29 protein-coding genes are annotated in these 23,651 nt (G+C 68.5%); 17 read left to right on the top strand and 12 right to left on the bottom strand.

The genetic code is table 11. The annotated features are described in order from the left end of the window. Positions 1-115: 115 nt before the first annotated feature. Positions 116-355, bottom strand: a complete 240-nt coding sequence (locus GSI01S_RS06195; RefSeq protein WP_006895614.1) for a hypothetical protein — start codon at positions 353-355, stop codon at positions 116-118. Positions 356-516: 161 nt separating this feature from the next. On the opposite strand from GSI01S_RS06195, the gene GSI01S_RS06190 reads away from it, so the two are divergent. Genes GSI01S_RS06190 through moaA form a run of 4 tightly spaced genes read left to right on the top strand, consistent with a single transcriptional unit; the run spans position 517 to position 3,165 of the window. Further along, positions 517-1,194 carry a trimeric intracellular cation channel family protein gene (locus GSI01S_RS06190; protein WP_006895613.1) on the top strand — a complete coding sequence of 226 codons (678 nt, stop codon included), beginning with the start codon at positions 517-519 and terminating at the stop codon, positions 1,192-1,194. Continuing rightward, positions 1,191-1,742 (top strand): MogA/MoaB family molybdenum cofactor biosynthesis protein, encoded by a 552-nt coding sequence (locus tag GSI01S_RS06185; protein WP_006895612.1) that lies wholly within the window; start codon positions 1,191-1,193, stop codon positions 1,740-1,742. Before GSI01S_RS06190 ends, GSI01S_RS06185 begins: the two co-directional genes overlap by 4 nt. Further along, the gene (locus tag GSI01S_RS06180) at positions 1,739-2,167 is read left to right on the top strand and encodes a molybdenum cofactor biosynthesis protein MoaE (protein ID WP_006895611.1); all 429 of its coding nucleotides are present in this window, start codon (positions 1,739-1,741) and stop codon (positions 2,165-2,167) included. The genes GSI01S_RS06185 and GSI01S_RS06180 overlap by 4 nt, the downstream gene beginning before the upstream one ends. Beyond that, positions 2,164-3,165 (top strand): GTP 3',8-cyclase MoaA, encoded by a 1,002-nt coding sequence (gene moaA, locus GSI01S_RS06175; protein WP_006895610.1) that lies wholly within the window; start codon positions 2,164-2,166, stop codon positions 3,163-3,165. The genes GSI01S_RS06180 and moaA overlap by 4 nt, the downstream gene beginning before the upstream one ends. A 16-nt stretch (positions 3,166-3,181) precedes the next feature. Here moaA and GSI01S_RS06170 read toward each other — a convergent pair whose 3' ends face one another. Genes GSI01S_RS06170 through GSI01S_RS06150 form a run of 5 tightly spaced genes read right to left on the bottom strand, consistent with a single transcriptional unit; the run spans position 3,182 to position 5,937 of the window. Further along, on the bottom strand, positions 3,182-3,418 hold the full coding sequence (locus GSI01S_RS06170) for a MoaD/ThiS family protein (RefSeq protein ID WP_006895609.1): 237 nt from the start codon (positions 3,416-3,418) through the stop codon (positions 3,182-3,184). Beyond that, positions 3,415-3,660, bottom strand: a complete 246-nt coding sequence (locus GSI01S_RS06165; protein WP_006895608.1) for a DUF6457 domain-containing protein — start codon at positions 3,658-3,660, stop codon at positions 3,415-3,417. Before GSI01S_RS06165 ends, GSI01S_RS06170 begins: the two co-directional genes overlap by 4 nt. After that, a complete protein-coding gene (mobA, locus tag GSI01S_RS06160; RefSeq protein ID WP_006895607.1) occupies positions 3,657-4,244 on the bottom strand; it encodes a molybdenum cofactor guanylyltransferase in 588 nt (195 codons plus the stop codon). The genes GSI01S_RS06165 and mobA overlap by 4 nt, the downstream gene beginning before the upstream one ends. Further along, complete coding sequence (gene moaC, locus GSI01S_RS06155; RefSeq protein ID WP_006895606.1) at positions 4,241-4,714, bottom strand: cyclic pyranopterin monophosphate synthase MoaC; 474 nt, start codon at positions 4,712-4,714, stop codon at positions 4,241-4,243. The genes mobA and moaC overlap by 4 nt, the downstream gene beginning before the upstream one ends. Next, positions 4,711-5,937 (bottom strand): molybdopterin molybdotransferase MoeA, encoded by a 1,227-nt coding sequence (locus tag GSI01S_RS06150; RefSeq protein WP_006895605.1) that lies wholly within the window; start codon positions 5,935-5,937, stop codon positions 4,711-4,713. The genes moaC and GSI01S_RS06150 overlap by 4 nt, the downstream gene beginning before the upstream one ends. Before the next feature lie 181 nt (positions 5,938-6,118). On the opposite strand from GSI01S_RS06150, the gene GSI01S_RS06145 reads away from it, so the two are divergent. From GSI01S_RS06145 to GSI01S_RS06130, 4 genes are read left to right on the top strand one after another with little or no spacing between them, the layout of a single operon-like run. After that, positions 6,119-6,529, top strand: a complete 411-nt coding sequence (locus GSI01S_RS06145; protein ID WP_006895604.1) for a TOBE domain-containing protein — start codon at positions 6,119-6,121, stop codon at positions 6,527-6,529. Beyond that, a complete protein-coding gene (gene modA / locus GSI01S_RS06140; RefSeq protein ID WP_006895603.1) occupies positions 6,529-7,287 on the top strand; it encodes a molybdate ABC transporter substrate-binding protein in 759 nt (252 codons plus the stop codon). The genes GSI01S_RS06145 and modA overlap by 1 nt, the downstream gene beginning before the upstream one ends. A gap of 46 nt (positions 7,288-7,333) precedes the next feature. Then, positions 7,334-8,119 carry a molybdate ABC transporter permease subunit gene (modB, locus tag GSI01S_RS06135; RefSeq protein WP_039867053.1) on the top strand — a complete coding sequence of 262 codons (786 nt, stop codon included), beginning with the start codon at positions 7,334-7,336 and terminating at the stop codon, positions 8,117-8,119. Beyond that, complete coding sequence (locus GSI01S_RS06130; protein WP_006895601.1) at positions 8,116-9,249, top strand: sulfate/molybdate ABC transporter ATP-binding protein; 1,134 nt, start codon at positions 8,116-8,118, stop codon at positions 9,247-9,249. Before modB ends, GSI01S_RS06130 begins: the two co-directional genes overlap by 4 nt. Here the strand turns inward: GSI01S_RS06130 and GSI01S_RS06125 are convergent. Genes GSI01S_RS06125 through GSI01S_RS06100 form a run of 6 tightly spaced genes read right to left on the bottom strand, consistent with a single transcriptional unit; the run spans position 9,217 to position 17,654 of the window. Continuing rightward, on the bottom strand, positions 9,217-9,546 hold the full coding sequence (locus GSI01S_RS06125) for a cupin domain-containing protein (protein ID WP_006895600.1): 330 nt from the start codon (positions 9,544-9,546) through the stop codon (positions 9,217-9,219). The genes GSI01S_RS06130 and GSI01S_RS06125 overlap by 33 nt on opposite strands. Continuing rightward, on the bottom strand, positions 9,543-10,778 hold the full coding sequence (locus GSI01S_RS06120; RefSeq protein WP_006895599.1) for an MFS transporter: 1,236 nt from the start codon (positions 10,776-10,778) through the stop codon (positions 9,543-9,545). The genes GSI01S_RS06125 and GSI01S_RS06120 overlap by 4 nt, the downstream gene beginning before the upstream one ends. Further along, the gene (gene narI / locus GSI01S_RS06115; RefSeq protein WP_006895598.1) at positions 10,779-11,525 is read right to left on the bottom strand and encodes a respiratory nitrate reductase subunit gamma; all 747 of its coding nucleotides are present in this window, start codon (positions 11,523-11,525) and stop codon (positions 10,779-10,781) included. Next, positions 11,522-12,229, bottom strand: a complete 708-nt coding sequence (gene narJ, locus GSI01S_RS06110; protein ID WP_006895597.1) for a nitrate reductase molybdenum cofactor assembly chaperone — start codon at positions 12,227-12,229, stop codon at positions 11,522-11,524. Before narJ ends, narI begins: the two co-directional genes overlap by 4 nt. Then, entirely contained in the window at positions 12,226-13,902 is a 1,677-nt protein-coding gene (gene narH / locus GSI01S_RS06105; protein WP_006895596.1) for a nitrate reductase subunit beta, read from the bottom strand. The genes narJ and narH overlap by 4 nt, the downstream gene beginning before the upstream one ends. Next, the gene (locus GSI01S_RS06100) at positions 13,902-17,654 is read right to left on the bottom strand and encodes a nitrate reductase subunit alpha (RefSeq protein WP_006895595.1); all 3,753 of its coding nucleotides are present in this window, start codon (positions 17,652-17,654) and stop codon (positions 13,902-13,904) included. The genes narH and GSI01S_RS06100 overlap by 1 nt, the downstream gene beginning before the upstream one ends. A gap of 412 nt (positions 17,655-18,066) precedes the next feature. On the opposite strand from GSI01S_RS06100, the gene rpsH reads away from it, so the two are divergent. The 9 genes from rpsH (at position 18,067) to map (ending at position 23,619) form a co-directional block, all read left to right on the top strand. Next, a complete protein-coding gene (rpsH, locus tag GSI01S_RS06095) occupies positions 18,067-18,465 on the top strand; it encodes a 30S ribosomal protein S8 (RefSeq protein WP_006895594.1) in 399 nt (132 codons plus the stop codon). 13 nt (positions 18,466-18,478) lie between these two features. Beyond that, positions 18,479-19,015 carry a 50S ribosomal protein L6 gene (rplF, locus tag GSI01S_RS06090; protein WP_006895593.1) on the top strand — a complete coding sequence of 179 codons (537 nt, stop codon included), beginning with the start codon at positions 18,479-18,481 and terminating at the stop codon, positions 19,013-19,015. Between the two features lie 3 nt (positions 19,016-19,018). Then, the gene (gene rplR / locus GSI01S_RS06085; RefSeq protein ID WP_006895592.1) at positions 19,019-19,417 is read left to right on the top strand and encodes a 50S ribosomal protein L18; all 399 of its coding nucleotides are present in this window, start codon (positions 19,019-19,021) and stop codon (positions 19,415-19,417) included. A 37-nt stretch (positions 19,418-19,454) separates the two neighbouring features. Beyond that, a complete protein-coding gene (rpsE, locus tag GSI01S_RS06080; RefSeq protein WP_006895591.1) occupies positions 19,455-20,099 on the top strand; it encodes a 30S ribosomal protein S5 in 645 nt (214 codons plus the stop codon). Positions 20,100-20,102: 3 nt separating this feature from the next. Further along, positions 20,103-20,282 carry a 50S ribosomal protein L30 gene (rpmD, locus tag GSI01S_RS06075; protein WP_006895590.1) on the top strand — a complete coding sequence of 60 codons (180 nt, stop codon included), beginning with the start codon at positions 20,103-20,105 and terminating at the stop codon, positions 20,280-20,282. A gap of 2 nt (positions 20,283-20,284) precedes the next feature. After that, positions 20,285-20,725: a 50S ribosomal protein L15 gene (rplO, locus tag GSI01S_RS06070; protein WP_006895589.1), complete on the top strand. Its 441-nt coding sequence runs from the start codon at positions 20,285-20,287 to the stop codon at positions 20,723-20,725. A gap of 215 nt (positions 20,726-20,940) precedes the next feature. Next, positions 20,941-22,272 (top strand): preprotein translocase subunit SecY, encoded by a 1,332-nt coding sequence (gene secY, locus GSI01S_RS06065; RefSeq protein WP_006895588.1) that lies wholly within the window; start codon positions 20,941-20,943, stop codon positions 22,270-22,272. After that, complete coding sequence (locus tag GSI01S_RS06060; protein ID WP_006895587.1) at positions 22,269-22,817, top strand: adenylate kinase; 549 nt, start codon at positions 22,269-22,271, stop codon at positions 22,815-22,817. The genes secY and GSI01S_RS06060 overlap by 4 nt, the downstream gene beginning before the upstream one ends. A gap of 7 nt (positions 22,818-22,824) precedes the next feature. Further along, positions 22,825-23,619: a type I methionyl aminopeptidase gene (gene map / locus GSI01S_RS06055; RefSeq protein WP_006895586.1), complete on the top strand. Its 795-nt coding sequence runs from the start codon at positions 22,825-22,827 to the stop codon at positions 23,617-23,619. Positions 23,620-23,651: the final 32 nt, after the last annotated feature.

Raw genomic sequence — 23,651 nt, 5'->3', positions numbered from 1 at the left:
GGATGCGGCGCATCCGTGGTTCGCAAGGGTCCGGCGGATGTCGGATGAGTCCGATCTCGCAGCCGGTCCGGTCAGGTGCACTGACAGCGTACGGCGCGTCGGCTCCGACCGCAGGCTAATGCGATTCGGACGGGGTGCGCTTGCGCCCGGCGAGCAGGTACACGGTGGGCAGGAGCCCCGCGGAGTTCACTCCGCCGAGCACCACGGTCCAGACCAGTTTCGGGCCGTTGACCTGGCTCTTGTCGCGTGACCGCAGATCGCGGATCGCCCAGACGCGCAGGCCCGCGTCGACCGCGGCCATCGAGATGATCCCCGCACGTGCGGCGGGTGAGAGTTCGGCCCACTTCTTCCTCATGTCTCCAGTCTGCCAGGCTCCGCGGACCCGCGGAGCCGGCGACGGGGATTCCGCTGCTCACCAGGCGCGGTGCCTGCGCTAGATTCACCTCGGGCTGATCGGGCCTCGGACGCCTCACGCGTCTGCCGCATGCAGGTCGAAGACGGACTCGGAGGTGGTCGATGTCGGTGTGGCTGTCCTCGAACCTCGACAACGCCGCGTCGCTGGTCCACCACGGCGGCGAACTGGCGGGGATCGTGGCCTTCGCGGCGTCCGGTGCGCTGCTGTCCGTGCGGCGCGACCTCGACGTCGTGGGCATCGTGCTGCTGGCCGCGGCGACCGCGCTCGGCGGAGGCATCATCCGCGACGTGATCATCGGGAAGACGCCTCCGACGGCCTTCACCGACCTGCGTCTGGTGGCAGTGGCCGTCGCGACCGCGCTCGTGATCTTCGTGTGGCACCCGCCGGCCCGGCTGACCCGATGGCCGCTGGAGGTGGCCGATGCGGTGGGTCTCGGCCTGTTCGCGGTCACCGGCACCGTGACCGCCTACGAGCACGGGCTCAGCGCGCCCAGCGCGGCGATGCTCGGTCTGACGACGGCGATCGGCGGCGGCATCATCCGGGACGTGCTCTCCGGATCGGTGCCCGCGGTGCTGCGGTCAAACGAGCATCTCTACGCGATTCCGTCGCTGGTCGGCGCGGCGGTGACGGCGCTGCTGCTGCACCTCGGCGTCTATCGGCCGTGGGTGGGGTTGCTGTGCGCGGCGCTGGTGACCGTGGTTCGTCTGGCGTCGCTGCGCTACGGCTGGCACGGTCCGCGCCCCTGGTACACCAAGACGGCGCGGCGGGACGATCGATGAGCACCGGAATGAAACGGCCGTGCGGTTCACGCCGCGGCATCGGACGTGGCACGCTCGAAGGTGTGGATTCCAAGCAGAAGCGCGCGACGGTGATCACCGTCTCCGACCGGTCGTTCGCCGGCGAACGCGAGGACGTCTCCGGTCCGCTGGCGGCCGATCTCCTCGGGGAGGCGGGCTGGAGCGCCGAGGTGATCGTCGTCCCCGACGATCGCGACGCGATCTCGAGTGTGATCGTCGAAGTGGTGGAGGCCGGTTCGGGTCTTGTCGTCACGACCGGCGGCACCGGCGTCTCGCCCCGCGATGTGACGCCCGAGGCCACGGCACCGCTGCTGACGCGTGAACTGCCCGGCGTGGCAGAGGAGATCCGGCGGGTCGGCATCGCGGCACTGCCGCACGCGATGCTCTCCAGGGGCGTCGCGGGCATGCGGCGCGGTTCCCTCGTGGTGAATCTGGCGGGGTCGACCGGCGCGGTGCGCGACGGTGTCCCCGTGATCGTGCAGATCGCCGAGCACGCCGTCGCTCAGGCCGCCGGAGGCGATCACCGATGATCGTCCTCGCCCGGATCAGTGACGTCGACCTCGACGTCGCGGCCCATGTGAACGCCGTAGCGGCACCGGATGCGGGCGCCACCGCGCTGTTCGTGGGGACGGTGCGCGACAACGATCCCGACGCGCGCGGGCAGGTAGTGGAACTGGAGTACAGCGCTCACCCCGACAGCGAGCGCATCCTGCGCGAGATCGCGGAGCGCGTCGACCGACCCGGAGTGCGGATCGCGGTCAGCCACCGGGTCGGCCGGCTGCCGGTCGGCGGCGTCGCGATCGTCGCAGCGGTCTCGTCGGTGCATCGCGGTGACGCCTTCGACCTCGATCGCGATCTGGTGGAGACGGTGAAGGCCGAACTGCCGATATGGAAGAAGCAGATCGAGAGCGACGGCTCGCACACGTGGGTCGGCTTGGGCCGGGTCGCGACATGACCGGCCGCGAGCTCGTCGATCGATTCGGCCGCGTGCACCGAGATCTCCGGATCTCCCTGACCGACCGGTGCAACCTCCGGTGCACCTACTGCATGCCCGCCGAGGGCGTGCCGTGGATCCCGCGTCCCGAACTGCTGACCACCGACGAGATCATCCGTCTGGCGTCGGTCTTCGCGTCGCTGGGGATCGTCGAGGTACGGCTGACCGGGGGCGAGCCGCTGCTGCTACCCGACCTGGCCGACGTGGTGCACCGGCTCTCGGCGATCGAGGGCGCGGACGGACCGCTGCGCGTCTCCATCACCACCAACGGGATCGGACTGGACACGCGGGCTCGGGAGCTGGCCGATGCGGGTCTGGAGAGATTCAACATCAGCCTCGACACGCTGCGAGCGGACCGGTTCGCGACGCTGACCCGCCGGGACCGGCTCGACGACGTGCTCCGCGGGATCGCCGCCGCACAGGCCACCGGCCTCACGCCGCTCAAGATCAACACCGTCGCGATGCACGGCGTCAACGACGACGAGCTGACCGACCTCGTCCGTTTCGCGCGCGAGCACGGCGCTCAATTGCGATTCATCGAGCAGATGCCGCTCGATGCCGGGCACACCTGGTCGAGGGCGCAGATGGTCACCGGTGACGACATCCTCGCGGCCCTGTCGGCGGAGTTCGCCCTCAGCGCGTGCGACGACCGCGGCTCGAATCCGGCACAGCTGTACACGGTCGACGGCGGGCCCACCACCGTCGGGGTCATCGCCTCGGTGACCGCGCCGTTCTGCGGTTCATGCGACCGGGTGCGACTCACCGCCGACGGACAGCTCCGGAACTGCCTGTTCGCACGCGGTGAATCGGATCTGCGTGCGCTGCTGCGTTCCGGGGCACCGGACGAACGGATCGAGTCGGCCATCCGCGAGTCGGTGACCGCGAAGCTCGCCGGACACGGCATCGACGATCCCGGCTTCCTGCAGCCCGACCGTCCGATGTCCGCGATCGGCGGGTGAGCCCGAGCCGGTGCCGTCAGCCGCCGGCGAAGGGCGGCAGGACGTCCACGGTGGCGTCGGCCGCCGCGACCGTCTCGTCGGTGGCGCGGACCCCGTCCACCAGGATCGAACAGCAGCTCAGCACTCGCTCGAACTCGGGGCCCAGTTCTCCGGACAGCCGAGCCTTCAAGTCGCCGACCGCCGCGGAACCGTCAGCGGTCTGCTCCGAACGGCCCGCGGCCTCCGCGGCTCCCGCGAAGTAACGGATGATCATTCGGCCGATCTCTTCTCCACCAGTTCGTGCACCCGTGCGGCCGCATCCTCTGCCGACATGCCGTTCGCGACGGCGAGGCCGATCAGATAGGTCGTGATGGGGCCGGCCGGGCGCAGGATCGAGTGAGCGACATCGCGGGTCACATCCAGCAGCAGCGCGGTGGGCACCTCGGCCTCATTCCGACCCAGGGCCGGGGCGAGTTCCTGCGCCCAGCGGTCCAGGCCGGGGGGATAGGCGGTCACGATTCGTCCTCCGTATCGACGGTTCGGGTGGTCAACCGATAATCGCGCACGTCGTCCCAGGTGTCGAGGTCGATCGCGGCGCCGGCTCGGTCGACCACCGTGCGCAGCGACAGCCCCGCGGTCAGCGCCCGCATCGACGCGTCACGCGCACTGGTCAGCGCGGCGACCGCCCGGCGAAGCGACTCCGTCCGGTACCGTCCCGCCAGCCACTGGATCCGGCCGTCGGCGTCTTCCAGGACCACCGCGTCGTCCACGGCGGCGAGAGCGACGTCCCGGAGTTGCGCGACCACCGCCTCGGCGCGGGGCAGGTCGCAGGCGAGCAGCCACACCTCGGCGCTGTCGCCGACGGCCCCGAGTGCCGCGGCCAGTCCGGCCACCGGACCGCCGAACGGGGGATCCTCCCGGATCACCCGCACACCCGGCCGGCCCACGCTCTGCGGTCCGACCGCGATCACCGGGTCGGCGCCGGCGAGTGCGTCGTACACGGCGTCGATCAGCGTGCGCCCGCCGATGTCGATACTTGCCTTGTCGGCACCGCCCATGCGGGCGGCACGACCTCCGGCGAGCACGATGGCCGCGGTCATCGCACCCAGTCGCCGCTCTTGCCGCCGGTCTTGCGCACCAGCCGGACGTTCTCGATCTCGACCGATTTGTCGAGGCCCTTCACCATGTCGACGAGCGCCAGCGCGGCGACGCTGACGGCGGTGAGCGCCTCCATCTCCACCCCCGTGCGATCGGCGGTGCGGACCGTCGCCGAGACGGTGACGCCGTCGTCGACGATCGCGAGGTCGACGGCCGCGCCGTGCACGCCGATCACATGGGCCAGCGGCAGCAGTTCCGGAGTGCGTTTGGCGGCCGAGATGCCCGCGATGCGCGCCACCGCCAGCACATCCCCCTTAGGGACCGCGCCGTCGCGGAGGGCGGCGACGATCTGCGGCGAGCACCGGACGAAGCCCTGCGCGGTCGCACTGCGGACCGTCGGATTCTTCTCGGTCACGTCGACCATGCGTGCCTGGCCCGCATCGTCCAGGTGAGTGAAGGGGCCGCCGCTCATGACAGCACCATCACGGTGACGGGATCTCCCTCGAATATCTCCACCACGTCCGCGGGCACGATCGCCAGCGCGGAGGCGTCGGCGAGCGAGGACACCAGGTGTGAGCCACTGCCGCCGCGGGAGGCCGGCCGGACGGTCTGTGCGTCGGCCACCGCGGGAAGGATCTGGACCCGGTCGGCGCGGCTGCGCCAGCCCGTCGCGGCGCGCCGGACCACGCGCGGGCGATCGAGGTCGGTGTGCCCGGCCATCTTCCGCAGGGCCGGCCGCACGAACATCTCGAACGACACCGCGACGCTGACCGGGTTGCCGGGCAGGCAGAACACCGGGATCCCGGTGCGTTCGGCGCTCGGGGCGCGCACCCCGAGTAGCCCGAAGCCCTGCGGTTTGCCGGGCTGCATCGCCACGGTGGTGAACTCGATGCCGACCACCCCGTTCAGGACCGCTTTGACCACGTCGAACGCGCCGACGCTGGCGCCGCCGGTGAGGACGACCGCGTCCACGTCCGGATCGGCGAGAGTCCGCCGGAGGGCTTCCTCGTCGTCCTCGACGGTCGCCGTCCAGCCCACTTCGGCGCCCGCCTCCGCCACCGCGGCCGACAGCAGCACGGAGTTGGATTCCGGGATCTGCCCGCGGCGGGGCGTCTGCGAGGGTTCGACGAGTTCGGTTCCGGTCGAGATCACAGCGACCCGGGGCCGGCGGTAGGCCAGGACCCGGTCGTGTCCGGCCGACGCGATCGCCGACACCTGCCACGGGCCGAGAACCGTGCCCGCCGAAACGGCGACGGCGCCCGCCGGTGCGTCCTCGCCGGATCGCCGGATGTGGGCGTGCGGTTTCGGTTCCACCGTGACGGTCACGCTGTCCGGGGGCGTCGCCAGGATCTCGGTGCCGAGATCCGTGTGCTCCAGGGGGACGATCGCGTCGGCGTCGGTGGGAACCGGCGCGCCGGTCATGATCCGGACGGCCTCTCCGGCGCCGATCGGCGGGTCGTCCGGACTGCCCGCGGGAACGTCGGCGACCACCTTCAGCGTCGCGCCCACCGCTGCGTCGACGCGCCGGACGGCGTAACCGTCCATCGCGGAGTTGTCGAACAGCGGGACCGGCCACCGGTTGGTGACGTCCTCGGCGAGGACGAGCCCGGCCGCACTGTGAATGGAGAGGATGGTCGCGGGCAGGCGCGACACGGTTGTCTGAATCCGGGAGCGGTGCTCGTCGACGGTGATCACTCGGGACTCCGGTCCGCACGCAAAGGCATGGCCTCAGCCTATCGGCTCGGGATCGGTCGGGTGCGCAGCCCGGGAGCGCAGGCGCCGGTCGCGGTCGGCGGAGGGCCCGGGCGATCGCGAGTCCTCAGATGCGCACCGCAAGGCGAGCGAGCTGCCGCAGATGCGTATAGATTCAGTCGTTATGACCGTGTTTCGGATTCGGCAAGCCGCGGACCTCCTCGGCGTCAGCGACGACACCCTCCGCAGATGGATCGAACAGGGCCGGATCGCATCGGGGACCGACGACTCGGGCCGCGCCACTGTCGACGGTGCCGACCTCGCAGGCTTTCTCGCCTCCGCGGAATCGGGGCGCCACGATCCGGTGACGCGCGGCACCAGCGCTCGGAACCGCTTCGTCGGGATCGTCACACATGTTCAGTCCGACCCGGTGATGAGCCAGGTGGAGATGCGCAGCGGCCCGCACCGGGTGGTGTCGCTGATGTCGACCGAGGCGGTGAGGGAACTCGGATTGGAAGTGGGCTCCCTTGCGACCGCGACGGTCAAAGCGACGGCGGTGGTCGTGGAGACCCCGTCGGGAAGGAGTGCCGTCTGATGAAGAAGTTCGTGGCCGCAGTGCTCGGACTGATGCTGCTGGTAGCCGGATGCAGCAGTCAGGAGCAGGCGTCGGCCGGTGCCTCGGCGCCGATCAGGATCTTCGCCGCGGCCTCGCTGCAGGGATCGTTCGACGAACTGGCCAAGTCCTTCACCGCGGCGCACCCGGAGTACTCGGTGGCGCCGATCGTGTACGACGGCTCGCAGGCCCTCGCGACCCAGATCGTGGAGGGCGCCGACGTCGACGTCATCGCCTTCGCGGACCAGTCGAGTCTCACGCCGGTCACCGACGCCGGTGTCACCGACGCGGGCACCGTCTTCGCGACCAATACGATGCAGATCGCCGTCGCGCCGGGCAACCCGAAGCACGTCACGAGCCTGGCCGACCTGACGAAGCCCGGAGTCACCACCGTGCTCTGCGCTCCGGAGGTGCCCTGTGGCAAGGCTTCACGCAAGCTGCTCGCCGCCGCGCACGTCGACGTCTCGCCGGTCAGCGAGGAGACCAACGTGACCTCGGTGGTCAACCGCGTCGAGGCGGGCGAGGCCGACGCCGGTCTGGTCTACAAGACCGATGTGGCCGCCTCGAACGGCAAGCTGATCGGCATCACTCCCGCCGACGTTCAGGTCGCGGTCAACCGTTACCCGATCGCGGTGTCGAAGAAGGCTCCGTCGCCGGCGGCCGCCGCTGCCTTCACCGCCTACGTCCTCTCGCCCGCAGGACAGAAGATCCTGGCGAAGTACGGTTTCGGCGCGCCGTGACCGGTTCCCGGCCCGAGGCCGCCACGTCGCCACCGAGGCCCCGGTGATGCTGCCGAAGGCGCTGTACGTGCCCGCGCTGGTCGCGCTGGCTCTGTTGGTCGCGCCCATCGTCGGGTTGATCTCGCGGGTGCGGTGGGAGACGCTCGGCGCCGACCTCTTCTCGTCGGCATCGCTGACGGCACTGTGGCTGTCGCTGGTCACCGCGGCCTGTGCGACCGCCGCGTGCGCTGTGATCGGCACCCCGCTGGCCGTGGTGATCGCCCGCGCGCCGCAGCGCTGGGCGTCGGTGCTGCGCGCGACGGTCCTGATCCCCCTGGTGCTGCCGCCGATGGTCGGCGGACTGGCGCTGCTGTCGTTGCTGGGTCGGTCGGGGCTGGTCGGCAAGCCGGTGTTCGAGGCGACGGGCTACAGCCTGCCGTACACGACTGCCGCGGTGGTGGTGGCGCAGACGTTCGTCGCCATGCCGTTCTACGTCATCGCGGTCGAGGGTGCGCTGCGAACCGCAGGCGACGGCTACGAGCAGATCGCCTCGACCCTCGGAGCCGGCCGTTGGCGCGTGCTGTCGCGGATCACGCTTCCGCTCGTGCTGCCGGGTCTGGCCGCCGGTGGGGCGCTCGCCTTCGCACGCGCGCTCGGCGAGTTCGGGGCGACGGCACTGTTCGCGGGGAACTCTCCGGGCGTCACCCGGACCATGCCCCTGGCCATCTACACCGCCTTCAACGGGGTGGGCGTCACGCAGGATTCGGCGGTTGCGCTCTCGTTGCTGTTGCTGGTGAGTACCGCGGTGATCGTGCTCGGGCTGCGGTCGTGGCGAACGGACGCGGTCCGGTGAGCGGCCAGCCGCTCACCGCGCGCATCGAGATCCGCCGAGCGCAGTTCACCGTCTCGGCCGCGTTCGAGGTGCCGGACGGGGAGTGCCTGGCGGTACTGGGACCGAACGGTGCGGGCAAGTCGACGCTCCTGGGCGCGCTGGCGGGTCTCATCCGGCCGACCGCGGGCGAGATCCGCCTGGGTGGACGAGTCCTCGACGGCCGCGTCCACGTCCCGCCCGAGCAGCGCAGAGTGACCTTGCTCGAGCAGAAGCCCCGGCTCTTCCCGCACCTGTCGGTCGTCGACAATCTGGCCTTCGGGCCGCGTGCCCAGGGCCGATCCCGGCGGCAGGCGCGCGCGGTCGCGGAGGGCTGGCTCGATCGGATCGGTCTGCCCGATGCGGGCGGGTGGAAGCCGCATCGCCTCTCGGGCGGCCAGCAGCAGCGGGTCGCGATCGCCCGCGCGCTCGCCGCCGAACCCGAGGTGCTGCTGCTCGATGAGCCCTTCGCCGCGCTCGATGCGGCCAGCGCTCCGCAGATCCGGCGGATGCTCTCCGACGAGCTCGCGCGCACGGGGACCACCAGCGTCCTGGTGACACACGAGTTGGCGGACGCATGGCAGTGGGCGAGCCGGTGTCTGGTGATCGAGTCGGGCACCGTCGTCGAGGAGACGACGCCGGCGCAGATGGCCGCGGCGCCGGCTCATCCGTTCAGCGCAGCCCTGGCGGGATACGCGGTGGTGCACGGCGTCTGGAGTGAGGGCGCCCTGGTGACCGGGGACGATGTGCTGCCGGCGGTCGCGGTCGAGGACGTCGCGGACGGGGCCCGGGCGTTCGGGATCGTGGTTCCGCACGAGGTCACGGTGTCCCGGACGTCGGGCGCGGTCCGGAGCCGGGTGCGTTCGGTGTCGGTGCACGCGGGCCGGGTACTCGTCGAGAGCGACGGCGGTCTGGTGGCGCAGACTCCGGTGGGTGCGGTGCCGCCGGGTGTCGGAGAACAGGCGTGGTTCACCCCGACCGGGATGCGAGTTCGGCGCTTGCGCACGCCCGATGAGATTTCGGCTCCCGGACGGGGCTGTGAGCCCCGTCCGGGAGCCGAAATCTCCGCCGGCCCGCCGAGGTCAGCGCAGGGCGACGGTCAGCAGGACCGCTGAGTCGTCGTCGGCGACCAGTCCGTGCCGGGTCGGGGGAATATCGGTGAGGGCGCCGGCGCCCCCTTCCCAGTCGCCGTCCTCACAGGTCAGCCGAACGCGGCCATGGAGGACCTGGAGGGTCGCCTCGCCGGGACTCTCGTGGTCGGACAGCTCGGCGCCGGCGCGGAGCGCGATCACGGTGTGCCGCAGCCGGTGGTCGCTGTGACCGCGCACCGTGCGTCCGGCGCGCCCGGAGTGCGCTTCGCGCGCCTCGGACAGGAGTTCCTCGACCACTTCGGGTAACGACACCGCGCTCATGCCGACGCCTCCGCCCGCTCACGTTCGGCCTCACTCTTCGGGATGCCGAAGACGGTGAACAGACACGCCGCCGCCGCGAAGGCCACCAGGAGCCCGAGGCCGATCGTGTACGAGTGCTCCACCGCGTTGTAGGTCGCGCCCATCACCAGCGGCGGGAAGAAGCCGCCGAGGCCACCCGCCGCACCGACCAGGCCGGTGACCGCGCCCACGCGTGCGGGCGGTGAGGCCAGCGACACCCAGGCGAAGACCGAACCCGATCCCATTCCCATCATCATCGCCATCAGGATGAAGTCGACCGCGGCCAGCCCGCTGCCGAGGTCGGGCTTGGTCATCATCCACACGGCCAGCACTGCGGCGCCGCCGCACGAGATCGCGGTGATGATCCGCGGCCCGAACTTGTCGGAGAGTGCACCGCCGACCGGTCGCATCACCACCGCGGCGATGGCGAATCCGGCGGTGCGGGCGCCGGCCGACTTCAGGTCGGTGATGTCGTAGACGTCGTTCAAGTACGTCGGCAGGTAGGTGGAGAAAGCGACGAATCCGCCGAACGCCGCCGCATACAGGAAGGACATCTGCCAGGTGATCGGCAGCTTGAGAGCGCCGACGAGCTTCGGCACCGCCGACTCGGTGTTCGGCTCCCACGCCGGGGCCTCGCGCATGAACATCCAGCAGGCCACCGCGACCACCACCAGCGCCACCGCGATGATGATGTGCGTGGGGAAGTAGCCGAACCATTCGCGGAACCGCGGCGTGAAGAACGCCGAGAGCGCCGTCCCGCCCATCCCGGCGCCGAAGACGCCGGTCGCGAAACCGCGGCGACTGGGTTCGTACCAGCTGTTCAGGAACGGGATGCCGACGGCGAAGGTGGTGCCCGCGATGCCGAGGAAGAAGCCGATCACCAGCAACATCGGGTACGACTTCAGCTCACCGGCCACCGCCACCAGAATCACGAAGGGCGCCGAGATCAGCAGCAGCGCGGTGAACATGATGCGGCCGCCGTAGCGGGGCGTCAGCACGCCGACGACGATCCGGCCGAGGGAGCCGACGAGGATCGGCACCGCGACGAGCACGGACTTCTGCGTGGAGTCGAGATCGAGTTCGTTCGGTCCGGCGTAGAACACGCCCAGCGGAGCGATCAGGTTCCAGGCCCAGAAGCTGATCGCGAAGGCGACGGTGGCGAGAACGAGATTGCGGGTCTGGGCCGATTTGTCGATTGTCACGGGCGCAGTCATTCAGTCACGGTCCTTCACACCGATGGGAGCCCAGCCGCGGCGGCTCGGCGCGTTGCCCGGGGCCGGGCGCGTGTCTTTGCTGCGGTAGACGATGTACGGGCGGAACAGGTAGTGGATGGGAGCGGTGAAGATGTGGACCAGCCGCGTGAACGGCACCAGCATGAACATGACCATGCCGATCACGACGTGGATGTGGAAGCGCAGCGGGGCCGCCTCCATCGAGGAGATGTCGGGCTGGAAGTAGAAGACCGAGCGGAACCACGGGGAGACGGTCTCGCGGTAGTTCACGCCCTCGCCGTGGGGATCGATCATGCCGACGAGGGTGATGTAGCTGCCAGCGACCAGCGCCGCGACCAGGACCGCGTACATCAGCTTGTCGTTGCGCGTCGTCGCCATGAACACCGGACCGGTGGTGCGCCTGCGGTAGATGAGGATGCCCACGCCGAGCAGGGTCGCGGCGGCGGCGATGATGCCGCCGACCGCCGCCACCCAGTGGTACATCGTCTCGGTGATCCCGACCGCGTCGGTCCACGACTGCGGGATCACCAGACCGATGGCGTGGCCGGCGATCACCGCGAGGATCCCGTAGTGGAACAGCGGCGAACCGAACCGCAGCAGCCGGGACTCGTAGAGCTCCGACGAGCGGGTGGTCCAGCCGAACTTGTCGTACCGGTACCGCCAGATGGTTCCGCCGATCACGCTGATCAGCGCGATGTACGGTAGGACGCCCCACAGAAAGATGTTCATCGGTATGCCTCTTCGCCGGAGTCGGTGAAACCGTTGCTGGTGAAGTCGTCGGTGGTGAACAGGGGAAGCAGTCGCGCGTCGTACGGCTCGAGGCCGACGGTCTCGACGGCGCGCTCGGGACCGGCCATCGCGAGTGCGGATGCACGGTCGGGCGGCGACTGTCCGGGAAGCGTCGCGCAGACGGCGGCCAGAACACCCGCGTACGGGGAGCCCGCGTCGACCAGCGACAGCCGGATCAGTTCGAGGGACGGACGGTTCTCGGTCAGGACCTGAACGCCGCGTTCGGGGTCCGCGAGCGCCGCGAACTCCAGGACCACCGGCAGGTGGTCGGGCAGTTCGCCGTGCAGATCCACCACGAATCCGCTGTCGCGGTAGAGCTGTTTGAAGTCGGTGAGGACAGATCCGCGACGCCGTGTGTCGCCGGCCGACCAGTAGGACAGGTACAGCGTCTGCTTGCGCGACAGGTCGAAGACGTCGGTGTAGTGCTGCGCGAGTTGCGAGGGGTCGGCCGATGCGGCGTGATCGAGGAACCCGCGCAGGGCGTCGGCGGACTCACCCGCGGCCGTCTCGTCGAGCGCCGACCTCATCAGGTCGATGCGGCCGAAGAACTCGGCGTCGGGGTAGCCGAGACTCCACGCGGCGATCTGATGCACCACGCGGGCATCGGTGCGCGCGGCGGCACGTCGGCGGGGCAGCAGCCTCATGATCCGGACCCGTGCTCGGCGGACTGCTGCGGGAACATGCCCTCCGGGACGCCGTTTCCGTCCCAGTTCAACAGGTTGGTCCGACCGCGCAGAGTCGCGTCCCCGGCGGGCATGTCCGTGGTCTGCCGCTGCTTGAGCGCCTGGAAGGTCTCCACCGACACCGGGATCGGCCGGCCGCTGGCCTCGCCGAAGGAACCGGACTCGTACATGCCGGGTCCGCCCTCCTGATCGAGGGAGCAGGCCATCTCGTCGAGCTTGACGGCCTGCTCGTGATGGGCGGTCGGAATCACGTAGCGCTCGTCGTACTTGGCGATCGCCAGAAGCCGGTACATCTCGTAGACCGATTCCTCGGTCATGCCGACCGAGCCCGGGATGAGCGGGTTGGTCTCACGGCCGAGGTTGACGTCGCGCATGTACGCGCGCATGGCGGCCAGTTTCCGGAGCACGTCCTCGACGACGCCGGTGTCGCCCGCGGTGAACAGTTCCGCGAGATACTCCACGGGGATGCGCAGAGAGTCGATGGCGCCGAAGAGATTGCGGTGATCCTCGCCGTCGTGTCCCTGCTCCGACAGCAGGTCGACGATCGGCGACAGCGGCGGGATGTACCAGACCATCGGCATCGTCCGGTACTCCGGATGCAGGGGCAGTGCCACCCGGTACTTCTTCGCGAGCGCGTACACCGGCGACCGGCGCGCGGCGTCCATCCAGTCGTCGGGGATCCCCGCGGCGCGGGCCTGCGCGATCACCTCCGGATCGTCGGGGTCGAGCATCAGATCGAGTTGGGCCTCGTAGAGGTCCTTGTCGTCGGGAACCGACGCCGCCGCGGTCACGGCGTCGGCGTCGTAGAGGAAGATGCCGAGGTACCGGAGCCGTCCGACACAGGTCTCCGAGCACACCGTGGGCTGACCCACCTCGATGCGCGGATAGCACAGCGTGCACTTCTCCGCCTTGCCCGAGCGGTGGTTGAAATAGATCTTCTTGTACGGGCAGCCGGTGATGCACTGGCGCCAGCCGCGGCAGCGGTCCTGGTCCACCAGGACGATGCCGTCCTCCTCGCGTTTATAGATCGCACCGGACGGGCACGACGCCATGCACGCCGGATTGAGGCAGTGCTCGCAGATGCGCGGAAGGTAGAACATGAAGGTCTGCTCGAAGGAGAACTGGATCTTCGCCTCCGACTCCTTGCGGATCTTCTCGACGATCGGGTCCAGATCGCCGTACTCCGCCGACCCGCCCAGGTTGTCGTCCCAGTTGGCCGACCACGTGACCTTGGTGTCCTCACCGGTGATCAGCGACTTCGGCCGTGCGACCGGGAAGTCGTCGCCCAGCGGGGCGTTCACCAGCGTCTCGTAGTCGTAGGTCCACGGCTCGTAGTAGTCGCTCAGCGTGGGCTGGACCGGGCTGTGGAAGATGGTGAAGAGCTTCTGCAGGCGCCCGCCGGTGCGGAGCCGCAGATCGCCCTTCTTATTGAGGTGCCATCCGCCCTTCCACTGCTCCTGGTCCTCGTACCGCCGCGGATATCCCTGGCCGGGACGGGTCTCGACGTTGTTGAACCACACGTACTCGGTGCCCGCACGGTTGGTCCACGCCTGCTTGCACGTGACCGAGCACGTGTGACAGCCGATGCACTTGTCGAGATTCATCACCATCCCGACCTGAGCCATGACTCGCATCAGTAGGTCACCTCCTGGCTGCGCTTGCGGATGGTCGAGACGATGTCGCGTTGATTGCCCGTCGGCCCGAGGTAGTTGAATGCGTACGTCAGCTGCGCATAGCCGCCGATCAGATGTGAGGGCTTCACCAGCAGACGGGTCGCGGAGTTGTGGATGCCGCCGCGGCGGCCCGTGGCCTCCGACTTCGGGACGTCGATGGTCCGCTCCTGGGCGTGGTGGACGTAGCAGACCCCGACCGGCATGCGGTGGCTGACGATGGCGCGTGCGACGTAGACGCCGTTGGCGTTGACGCACTCGATCCAGTCGTTGTCGTGCACATCGATCGACGCCGCGTCCTCCGGCGACAGCCACGCGGTGGGACCGCCGCGCGAGAGCGAGAGCATGAACAGGTTGTCCTGGTACTCGGAGTGGATCGACCACTTGTTGTGCGGCGTGAGGTAGCGGACGGTGATCTGCTTGCTGCCGTCGGGGCCGAGCTTCGGTTCGCCGAACAACCGATGCATGTCGAGGGGCGGCCGGTAGATCGGCAGCGCCTCCCCGATGTCGAGCATCCAGTCGTGGTCGAGGTAGAAGTGCAGACGCCCGGTGAGCGTGTGGAAGGGTTTGTCGCGCTCGATGTTCACGGTGAACGGCGCGTACCGTCGTCCGCCGCTCTCCGAACCCGACCACTCGGGTGAGGTGATGACCGGCACCGGTGCCGACTGCGTGTCGGCGAAGGTGATGCGCTTCTCCTCCGAACCCTCCGCGAGATCGGCGAGGCGCTTGCCGACGCGGCGTTCGAGCTTGGTGAAGCCGTCCACGGCCAGTTCGCCGTTGGTGGTACCGGAGAAGGTCAAGATCGCTTCGGCGAGCTTGGCGTCGGTGTCGATGGCGGGACGCCCGACGCCCGGTCGGTCGAAGTCCGGCCCGCTCGCGCCGTCGCCGGGCCGGGGCGGCATCACTCCGTTGGACGCCGCCAGTTTGGGGATCTGCGAGGCGATGTCGTAGTTGACGTCCTTGACGGTGAAGCCCAGCTTGTCGGCGAGCGGCCCCACGGTGGCCAGCTTGTCGGCGATGGCCGTGTAGTCGCGTTCCACCACCTGGAACGAGGGCATGTTCGCGCCGGGCATCGCCGGTGCGCCGTCGCGCCAGTCCACCACCCGGCCGTGCGGCTGCGCGGTCTCGCCGGGGGTGTCGTGCTGGGCGGCGGTGGCGACAAGGTCGTAGCGGGTGCCCAGGTGGGTCCGCGCCTGCCGGGACAACTCCGCGGCCAGCAGGTGGAACAGGTCGAAGTCGCTCTTGGCCTCCCACGGCGGATCGATCGCCGGACTGAAGGCGTGGACGAACGGGTGCATGTCGGTGGAGCTGAGGTCGTGCTTCTCGTACCAGGTCGCTGCGGGCAGCACGATGTCGCTCAACAGCGTCGTCGACGTCATGCGGAAATCAGCCGACAGCAGCAGGTCGAGCTTGCCCTCGGGCGCCTGCTCGTGCCACTTCACCTCCCGGGGCCTCGGGGCCTCGGGATTCTCGCTGCCGAGCACGTTGTGATGGGTGCCGAGCAGGTGGCGCAGGAAGTACTCGTCGCCCTTGGCCGACGAGCCGAGCAGATTCGACCGCCACAGCACCAGCGTGCGCGGCCAGTTCTCGGGTGCGTCGACGTCGCTGATCGCCGGCGTCAGCCCGCCGTCGACCAGCTTCCCGGCCACGTACGACGCGGGATCGGTCGCGTCGCCCGACTCGACCGCCGAGCGGGCGGCGTCGGCCACGTCGAGCGGGTTGTCGGAGAACTGCGGATAGAAGGGCATCCATCCCAGCCGCGCCGACTGCGCGATGGCGTCGGCGGTGTGCATTCCGTCGAGCGTGCCCGATGACAGCGGTGAGGTCAGGGCCGACGTGGAGTAGCCGTCGTTGCGCCACTGGTCGGTGTGCATGTACCAGTACGAGGTGCCCGGCTGGGTACGCGGGGGACGGGTCCAGTCGAGGGCGTTGGCGAGTGAGATCCAGCCGGTGATCGGACGGCACTTCTCCTGGCCCACGTAGTGGGCCCACCCGCCGCCGTTGCGGCCCATGCAGCCGGTGAGGATGAGCATGGCCAGGATCGCCCGGTAGGTGGCGTCACCGTGGAACCACTGACAGATGCCCGCACCCATGATGATCATCGACCGGCCGCCGGACTCCTCGGCGTTGGTGGCGAACTCCCGGGCGATACGGATTGCGGATTCGGCTGGGACGCTGGTGATCTCGGCCTGCCACGCGGGCGTGTAGGGACTGGAGGCGTCGTCGTAGCCGGTGGGCCACTGGCCCGGGAGGCCATCGCGGCCCACCCCGTACTGGGCCAGCAGCAGATCGTAGACGGTGGTGACCAGACCCCCGCCGAATCGCCGTGCGGGCACTCCGCGGGTGATCACCGAGCCGCTGCCGTCGGGGGCGTCGAAGGAGGGGAACGAGACCTCGACGGCCTCCGCGCCGGTTTCACCGAGCAGGGTGAGCCGTGGGGTGACACCGTCCAGATCGAGGTTCCACCGGCCTTCGCCGGACGGTGAGTACCGGTCGCCCAGGGTGCCGTTCGGGACCATCGGCTCGCCCGTCGCGTCGTCGATCAGGACCGTCTTCCAGACGTCCTCGGTGGGGCCGCTCGCCGGGTCCGGTCGCAACTCCTCGGAGGTCACGAACTTGCCGGGGACCAGCGTGCCGTCGCGCTCGTCGAGATGGATGAGGAAGGGGAGGTCGGTGTACTTGCGGGTGAAGTCGGCGAAGAACGGGGTCGGTCCGCCTTCTCGGCCGACGTAGAACTCCTTGAGGATCACGTGACCCATCGCCATCGCGAGCGCCGCGTCGGTGCCGGCCTGGGCGGGCAGCCACTCGTCGGCGAACTTGGAGTTGTCGGCGTAGTCGGGCGAGACGCTGACCACCTTGGTCCCGCGATAGCGGACCTCGGTCATCCAGTGGGCGTCGGGCGTCCTGGTCACCGGGACGTTGGATCCCCACATCATCAGGTACGACGCGTCCCACCAGTCGCCCGACTCGGGCACATCGGTCTGGTCGCCGAACACCTGCGGGCTGGCCACCGGGAGGTCGGCGTACCAGTCGTAGAACGAGGTCATCACGCCGCCGATTAGCTGTATGAACCGCGTTCCCACGCAGTGGCTCACGATCGACATCGCAGGGATCGGGGAGAAGCCCGCGCAGCGGTCGGGGCCGTAGGTCTTGATGGTGTGGACGTGCGCCGCGGCGGCCATCTCGATCGCCTCGTCCCACGTGACGCGGACCAGTCCGCCCTTGCCGCGAGCCTGCTGGTAGGAGCGCCGGCGCAGCGGGTCGCCGACCACGTCGGCCCACGCGAGCACGGGATCGCCGGTGCGGCGCTTGGCCTCCCGGTACATCTCCAGGAGCACTCCGCGCGCATAGGGGTGGCGGACCCGGGTGGGCGAGTAGGTGTACCAGGAGAACGAGGCGCCGCGCGGGCAGCCGCGCGGCTCGTACTCCGGCCGGTCGGGGCCCACCGACGGGTAGTCGGTCTCCTGTGTCTCCCAGGTGATGATGCCGTCTTTGACGTACACCTTCCACGAACACGAGCCCGTGCAGTTCACCCCGTGGGTGGACCGGACGATCTTGTCGTGACTCCAGCGGTCGCGGTAGAAGATGTCGCCCGCACGACCGCCGTCGCGGAAGACCGCGCGTCTGTCGTCGGTCTCATCCCATTTGGTGAAGAAGCGGCCGACGTCCAACAATGCTTGTGCTGCCGGGCCCTGAACCGAGTCAGACGCTGTCATACGGCTCACTGTAAAACGGGATGTGATGCCGCGCCGGGTGAATTCGGAGGGCGCCGAATTCTCGCGACGCACGGCCGGACGATCCGGGTACGACGGCCATGTGATATGAGGACCAAAGTCTCTAGCCGGACATGCGCGCGCCGCGGGCCAGAGATGAGCTCTCGGCCCGCCGCGGTCGATTTGGGTTCTGCCAGCGCGTTCACTACACTGTTTCAGGTTGCCTGGGTGAAGTGTGCCCCCAGGGCCCACAACTTCATACAGCTTGACGGTGCCGGTGAAAAGCCAATGGCATCTTCAGGCGTTGAACAATGCACAACTATCCACTTCGTGGAAGGCCCACCAGTGCTGATCGGCAGCGATGCCGGTGACACCGCTGTATGGGAACCGCTACGAGAAAGGTTGACGGTCAACCATGACCATGACTGACCCGATCGCAGACTTTCTGACGCGTCTGCGTAACGCCAATTCGGCGTACCACGACGAGGTTTCGCTGCCTTCGTCGAAGATCAAGGTGAACATCGCCGAGATCCTCAAGCGCGAGGGCTACATCACCGACTACCGCGTCGAAGACGCCGAGGTCGGCAAGAAGCTCACCGTGACCCTGAAGTACGGCCCCAGCCGCGAGCGCAGCATCGCCGGCCTCCGCCGCGTTTCGAAGCCGGGTCTGCGTGTGTACGCAAAGTCCACCAACCTGCCCAAGGTTCTGGGCGGCCTCGGCGTGGCCATCATCTCCACGTCGTCCGGTCTGCTCACCGACCGCCAGGCAGCAAACCAGGGCGTGGGCGGCGAAGTCCTCGCTTACGTCTGGTAGGGGAGCGTAGAGAATGTCGCGTATTGGTAAGAATCCCATTGAAATCCCCGCCGGCGTCGATGTCGCGATCGACGGCCAGGACGTCAAGGTCAAGGGCCCGAAGGGCGAACTGAGCCTGACGGTCACCTCGCCGATCGCGGTGGCGAAGGAAGACAACGCCATCGTCGTCACCCGGCCGAACGACGACCGCGAGAACCGTGCCCTGCACGGTCTGAACCGTTCGCTGCTGAACAACCTCGTCGTCGGTGTGACCCAGGGTTACACCACGAAGATGGAGATCTTCGGTGTCGGTTACCGCGTCCAGGCCAAGGGCAAGGACCTCGAGTTCGCCCTCGGCTACAGCCACCCCGTGCCGATCGCGGCTCCGGAGGGCATCACCTTCGCGGTGGAGTCCCCGACCAAGTTCTCGGTCTCGGGAATCGACAAGCAGCTAGTCGGCCAGATCTCGGCGAACATCCGCCGCCTGCGTCGTCCGGACCCCTACAAGGGCAAGGGCATTCGCTACGAGGGTGAGCAGATCCGCCGCAAGGTCGGAAAGACGGGTAAGTAAGCCATGAGTGAAACAGCAACCGTTCGCAAGCCCATCGGCAAGGACGTCTCGACTCGCCGTCGCACCGCGACCAACCGTCGTCACTTCCGCCTGCGCAAGAAGATCAACGGCACCGCCGAGCGTCCGCGCATGGCCGTCAAGCGCAGCAGCCGTCACATCCACGTCCAGGTCATCGACGACCTGACCGGTCGTACCCTGGCCGCCGCCAGCAGCATCGAGGCTGACGTGCGCGCCGCCGGTGGCGACAAGTCGGCTCAGGCCGCCAAGGTCGGCGAGCTCGTCGCAGCCCGCGCCAAGGCTGCAGGCATCGAGGCCGTCGTCTTCGATCGCGGAGGCAAGGCGTACCACGGCCGCATCGCGGCTCTGGCCGACGCCGCCCGCGAGGGAGGACTGCAGTTCTGATGATGACCACCAAGATGATTAACGGAGGCGACCTCTGATGCCCGGACGTCAGCGTGATGGCGGCAACGGACCCGCCGGAAACAACAACAACGACAACCGCGGTGAGCGCCGCGGCCGCGGCGATCGTCGCGACAACCGCAACCGCGAGCGCGAGGAGAAGAACCACCTCGAGCGCGTGGTGACCATCAACCGCGTGTCGAAGGTCGTCAAGGGCGGTCGTCGCTTCAGCTTCACCGCTCTCGTGGTGGTCGGCGACGGCCAGGGCATGGTCGGCGTCGGCTACGGCAAGGCCAAGGAAGTCCCGGCGGCGATCCAGAAGGGCGTCGAAGAGGCTCGCAAGAACTTCTTCCGCGTCCCGCTGATCGCGGGCACCGTGACCCACCCGGTTCAGGGTGAGGCCGCAGCCGGTGTCGTGATGCTCCGCCCGGCCAGCTCGGGTACCGGTGTCATCGCGGGCGGCGCCGTGCGTGCCGTCCTGGAATGTGCCGGTGTCACCGACGTTCTCGCGAAGAGCCTCGGCTCGGACAACGCGATCAACGTCGTCCACGCCACGGTCGCCGCACTCAAGATGCTGCAGCAGCCTGAAGAGGTCGCTGCTCGTCGCGGGCTGACCGTCGAAGAGGTCACCCCCGCCGGCATGCTGCGCGCACGCGCGGCCGCCGCAGCGAACAAGGGAGCATAAGCCATGGCTGAGCTGAAGATCACCCAGATCAAGGGCACCATCGGTACCAAGAAGAACCAGCGTGACAGCCTGCGCACCCTTGGGCTCAAGGGCATCCGCCAGACGGTCACCCGCGAGGACACCCCGATCAACCGCGGCCTCATCAACGTGGTTCGTCACCTCGTGACAGTCGAAGAGGTTTAGTCATGACCATCAAGCTGCACCACCTTCGCCCCGCTCCGGGCGCGAAGACCGAGAAGACCCGCGTGGGTCGCGGTGAGGGCTCCAAGGGTAAGACCGCCGGTCGCGGCACCAAGGGCACCAAGGCGCGCAAGAACGTTCCGGCCCGCTTCGAGGGCGGCCAGATGCCGATTCACATGCGCCTGCCGAAGCTGAAGGGCTTCACCAACCGCAACCGCGTGGAGTACCAGGTCGTCAACGTCGGCGACATCTCGCGGCTGTTCCCGGAGGGCGGCACCATCGGCGTCGCCGATCTGGTCGCCGCGGGCGCCGTCCGCAAGAACCAGCTCGTGAAGGTTCTGGGCGACGGTGAGCTCACCGTGAAGGTCGACATCACCGCCGACAAGTTCACGGGCTCCGCCAAGGAGAAGATCGCCGCTGCCGGCGGCACCGCGACGCAGGCCTGAGCCTTCGCCGCATGCAGAACTGCCGAACCGGTCAGGTGTTGCGACGCACGACTATTGAGTCGTTGCGCCGCTCACCTGACCGGTGGCGGTTCTGGGGCTGTTAAAGTTTCACCGAGGGCGTCCGGCTGAGGACGCCCCGGTCATTTCCGAGTCGACCGCCAATGCACGATGAGGCGCACGTGCCCACCGAGTCTGCGGTGCTATAGGAGGAGTTAGTGCTTTCCCCCCTCGTGGCGACCTTCAGGACGCCCGACCTGAGGAAGAAGATCTTCTATGTCCTCGGCATCCTCATCCTGTACCGTCTCGGCACGACGCTCCCGTCGCCCGGCGTGGACTTCAAAGAGATCGAAAGCTGCGTCGATGCGGCCAGCCGCGGCGACTCGGGCCAGATCTACTCACTGATCAACATGTTCTCCGGCGGCGCACTGCTGCAGCTGTCGGTGTTCGCGATCGGCATCATGCCGTACATCACGGCCAGCATCATCGTTCAGCTGCTCACCGTCGTCATCCCTCGGTTCGAGCAGCTGCGAAAAGAAGGCCAGTCCGGCCAGACCAAGATGACGCAGTACACCCGCTACCTCACGGTGGCGCTGGCACTGCTCCAGTCGACGGGCATCGTCGCGCTGGCGGCCACCGGCAACCTCCTGCCGTCGAACGGGGCCGACTGCAACGCAGACGCAATCCTCAACGACACCAGCGTCTTCGGCCTGTCGATCATCGTCCTGGTGATGACCGCGGGCGCCTGTCTGGTGATGTGGTTCGGCGAGCTCATCACCGAGCGCGGTGTCGGCAACGGCATGTCGCTGCTGATCTTCACCGGCATCGCCGCCCGCATCCCGGCTGAGGGCCGGACCATCCTGCAGCAGCGCGGCGGCCTGGCCTTCGGCCTCGTCTGCGTGGCGATCGTGCTCATCCTGGTGGCCGTGGTGTTCATCGAGCAGGGCACCCGCCGCGTGCCGGTTCAGTACGCCAAGCGCATGGTGGGCCGCAAGATGTACGGCGGTTCGTCGACGTACATGCCGATCAAGGTCAACACCGCGGGCGTCATCCCGGTGATCTTCGCGTCCTCGTTGCTGTACATCCCGCAGTTGATCATTCAGCTGACGAACAGCAACGACGGCGAGGCCGCCGGCTGGAAGCTGTGGCTTCAGGACAACCTGATCAACCCGTCCAGCTGGTTCCACATCGTCACGTACTTCCTGCTGATCATCTTCTTCACGTACTTCTACGTCGCCGTCACGTTCAACCCCGAAGAACGAGCCGACGACATGAAGCGGTACGGCGGCTTCATCCCGGGCATCCGCCCCGGCCAGCCGACCGCTGACTACCTGAGCTACGTGCTCAGCCGGATCACGCTGCCCGGCTCGCTGTACCTGGGCATCATCTCGATCCTCCCGAACCTGTTCATGGACATCGGCGGCGGCAGCGCCTCGAACATCCCGTTCGGCGGTACCGCGCTCCTGATCATCGTGGCCGTCGGCCTCGACACGATCAAGCAAGTGAACAGCCAGTTGATGCAACGCAAGTACGAAGGGTTCCTGAAGTGAGACTCGTCATCCTCGGACCGCCCGGAGCGGGCAAAGGCACACAGGCCGAACTGATGTCGGAGGCCCTCGGCATTCCGCACATCTCGACCGGCGACCTGTTCCGCGCGAACATCTCGCAGGGCACCCCGATCGGCGTGGAGGCCAAGAAGTACCTGGATGCGGGCAATCTGGTCCCGCCGGAGATCACCATCAACATGGTCCGCGAGCGGGTCGCGGAGCCGGACGCGGCCAAGGGCTTCATCCTCGACGGCTTCCCGCGCTCCACCGAGCAGGCGGTCGCGCTCGAGGGCATTCTCGACGATCTGTCGACCAAGCTCGACGGCGTGCTGTCGTTCAAAGTCGATACCGACGTGGTGGTGGAGCGGATGCTCGCCCGCGGTCGCGCCGACGACACCGAAGAGGTCATCCGCAACCGCATGGCCGTGTACGACGCGGAGACCGCGCCGCTGCTCGACCACTACGCCGGTCAGGTCACGGAGATCGACGCCGTGGGCTCGGTCGACGAGGTCCACCAGCGCGTGCTCGCGGCTCTCGGCAAGGCCTGATCCACCGGTGGGTTTCCGCAAGCCGAAGGCCGTTCCGTTTCGGAGCGCGGGCGAGCTGGACGCGATGGAGGCGGCGGGCGCCGTGGTCGGCGCCGCCCTCGTCGCTGTCCGGGCCGCGGCCACCGCGGGGATGAGCACCCTGGATCTGGACGAGATCGCCGAATCGGTGATCCGCGAAGCCGGTGCGGTGCCGTCCTTCAAGGGCTATCACGGCTTTCCCGGCTCCATCTGCAGCTCGGTCAACGAGGTTGTCGTGCATGGCATTCCGTCCAAGGACGTGGTGCTGGAGCAGGGTGATCTGGTATCGATCGACTGCGGCGCCATCCTCGACGGCTGGCACGGCGACTCCGCGTGGACGTTCGGCATCGGCGAACTCTCCGTCGCCGACGCCGAACTGAGCGAGGCGACCCGACTCTCGATGGAGGCGGGGATCGCTGCGATGGTCCCCGGCAACCGCCTCACCGACGTCTCACACGCGATCGAGAACGGGACGTACGCGGCGGCCGCGAAGTTCGGCCGCGAGTTCGGGATCGTCGCGGGATACGGGGGACACGGCATCGGTCGGGAGATGCACATGGACCCGTTCCTGCCCAATGAGGGCAAGCCGAATCGCGGGCCGCGGCTCGTGGTCGGATCGACTCTGGCGATCGAACCGATGCTCACCCTCGGCACGGCGGACACCACGGTGCTCGAGGACGACTGGACCGTCGTCACCGACGACGGCTCGCGGTCGGCCCACTGGGAGCACACGGTCGCCGTCACCGAGGACGGTCCGCGAATCCTCACTCCGCGCCCCGCCTGACGCGTAGTCACCTCTGACAGTGCCGCCGACCG

Source organism: Gordonia sihwensis NBRC 108236, assembly GCF_000333035.1.
Classification (GTDB): Bacteria; Actinomycetota; Actinomycetes; order Mycobacteriales; family Mycobacteriaceae; genus Gordonia; species Gordonia sihwensis.
Note: the sequence above shows the minus strand (reverse complement) of the source record. Positions and strands in the feature narration are given on the sequence as shown.

Excerpts from the sequence above, each read along its gene's own strand:
- rplF (WP_006895593.1), top strand. The coding sequence starts at position 18,479 with ATGTCGCGTATTGGTAAGAATCCCATTGAAATCCCCGCCGGCGTCGAT.
- rpsE (WP_006895591.1), top strand. The coding sequence starts at position 19,455 with ATGCCCGGACGTCAGCGTGATGGCGGCAACGGACCCGCCGGAAACAAC.
- moaA (WP_006895610.1), top strand. The coding sequence starts at position 2,164 with ATGACCGGCCGCGAGCTCGTCGATCGATTCGGCCGCGTGCACCGAGAT.
- GSI01S_RS06125 (WP_006895600.1), bottom strand. The coding sequence starts at position 9,546 with ATGAGCGCGGTGTCGTTACCCGAAGTGGTCGAGGAACTCCTGTCCGAG.
- modB (WP_039867053.1), top strand. The coding sequence starts at position 7,334 with ATGCTGCCGAAGGCGCTGTACGTGCCCGCGCTGGTCGCGCTGGCTCTG.
- GSI01S_RS06190 (WP_006895613.1), top strand. The coding sequence starts at position 517 with ATGTCGGTGTGGCTGTCCTCGAACCTCGACAACGCCGCGTCGCTGGTC.
- GSI01S_RS06180 (WP_006895611.1), top strand. The coding sequence starts at position 1,739 with ATGATCGTCCTCGCCCGGATCAGTGACGTCGACCTCGACGTCGCGGCC.
- rplR (WP_006895592.1), top strand. The coding sequence starts at position 19,019 with ATGAGTGAAACAGCAACCGTTCGCAAGCCCATCGGCAAGGACGTCTCG.
- rpmD (WP_006895590.1), top strand. The coding sequence starts at position 20,103 with ATGGCTGAGCTGAAGATCACCCAGATCAAGGGCACCATCGGTACCAAG.
- GSI01S_RS06145 (WP_006895604.1), top strand. The coding sequence starts at position 6,119 with ATGACCGTGTTTCGGATTCGGCAAGCCGCGGACCTCCTCGGCGTCAGC.
- rplO (WP_006895589.1), top strand. The coding sequence starts at position 20,285 with ATGACCATCAAGCTGCACCACCTTCGCCCCGCTCCGGGCGCGAAGACC.
- rpsH (WP_006895594.1), top strand. The coding sequence starts at position 18,067 with ATGACCATGACTGACCCGATCGCAGACTTTCTGACGCGTCTGCGTAAC.
- moaC (WP_006895606.1), bottom strand. The coding sequence starts at position 4,714 with ATGAGCGGCGGCCCCTTCACTCACCTGGACGATGCGGGCCAGGCACGC.
- mobA (WP_006895607.1), bottom strand. The coding sequence starts at position 4,244 with ATGACCGCGGCCATCGTGCTCGCCGGAGGTCGTGCCGCCCGCATGGGC.
- GSI01S_RS06170 (WP_006895609.1), bottom strand. The coding sequence starts at position 3,418 with ATGATCATCCGTTACTTCGCGGGAGCCGCGGAGGCCGCGGGCCGTTCG.
- narJ (WP_006895597.1), bottom strand. The coding sequence starts at position 12,229 with ATGAGGCTGCTGCCCCGCCGACGTGCCGCCGCGCGCACCGATGCCCGC.
- GSI01S_RS06195 (WP_006895614.1), bottom strand. The coding sequence starts at position 355 with ATGAGGAAGAAGTGGGCCGAACTCTCACCCGCCGCACGTGCGGGGATC.
- modA (WP_006895603.1), top strand. The coding sequence starts at position 6,529 with ATGAAGAAGTTCGTGGCCGCAGTGCTCGGACTGATGCTGCTGGTAGCC.
- GSI01S_RS06100 (WP_006895595.1), bottom strand. The coding sequence starts at position 17,654 with ATGACAGCGTCTGACTCGGTTCAGGGCCCGGCAGCACAAGCATTGTTG.
- GSI01S_RS06120 (WP_006895599.1), bottom strand. The coding sequence starts at position 10,778 with ATGACTGCGCCCGTGACAATCGACAAATCGGCCCAGACCCGCAATCTC.
- GSI01S_RS06185 (WP_006895612.1), top strand. The coding sequence starts at position 1,191 with ATGAGCACCGGAATGAAACGGCCGTGCGGTTCACGCCGCGGCATCGGA.
- narH (WP_006895596.1), bottom strand. The coding sequence starts at position 13,902 with ATGCGAGTCATGGCTCAGGTCGGGATGGTGATGAATCTCGACAAGTGC.
- narI (WP_006895598.1), bottom strand. The coding sequence starts at position 11,525 with ATGAACATCTTTCTGTGGGGCGTCCTACCGTACATCGCGCTGATCAGC.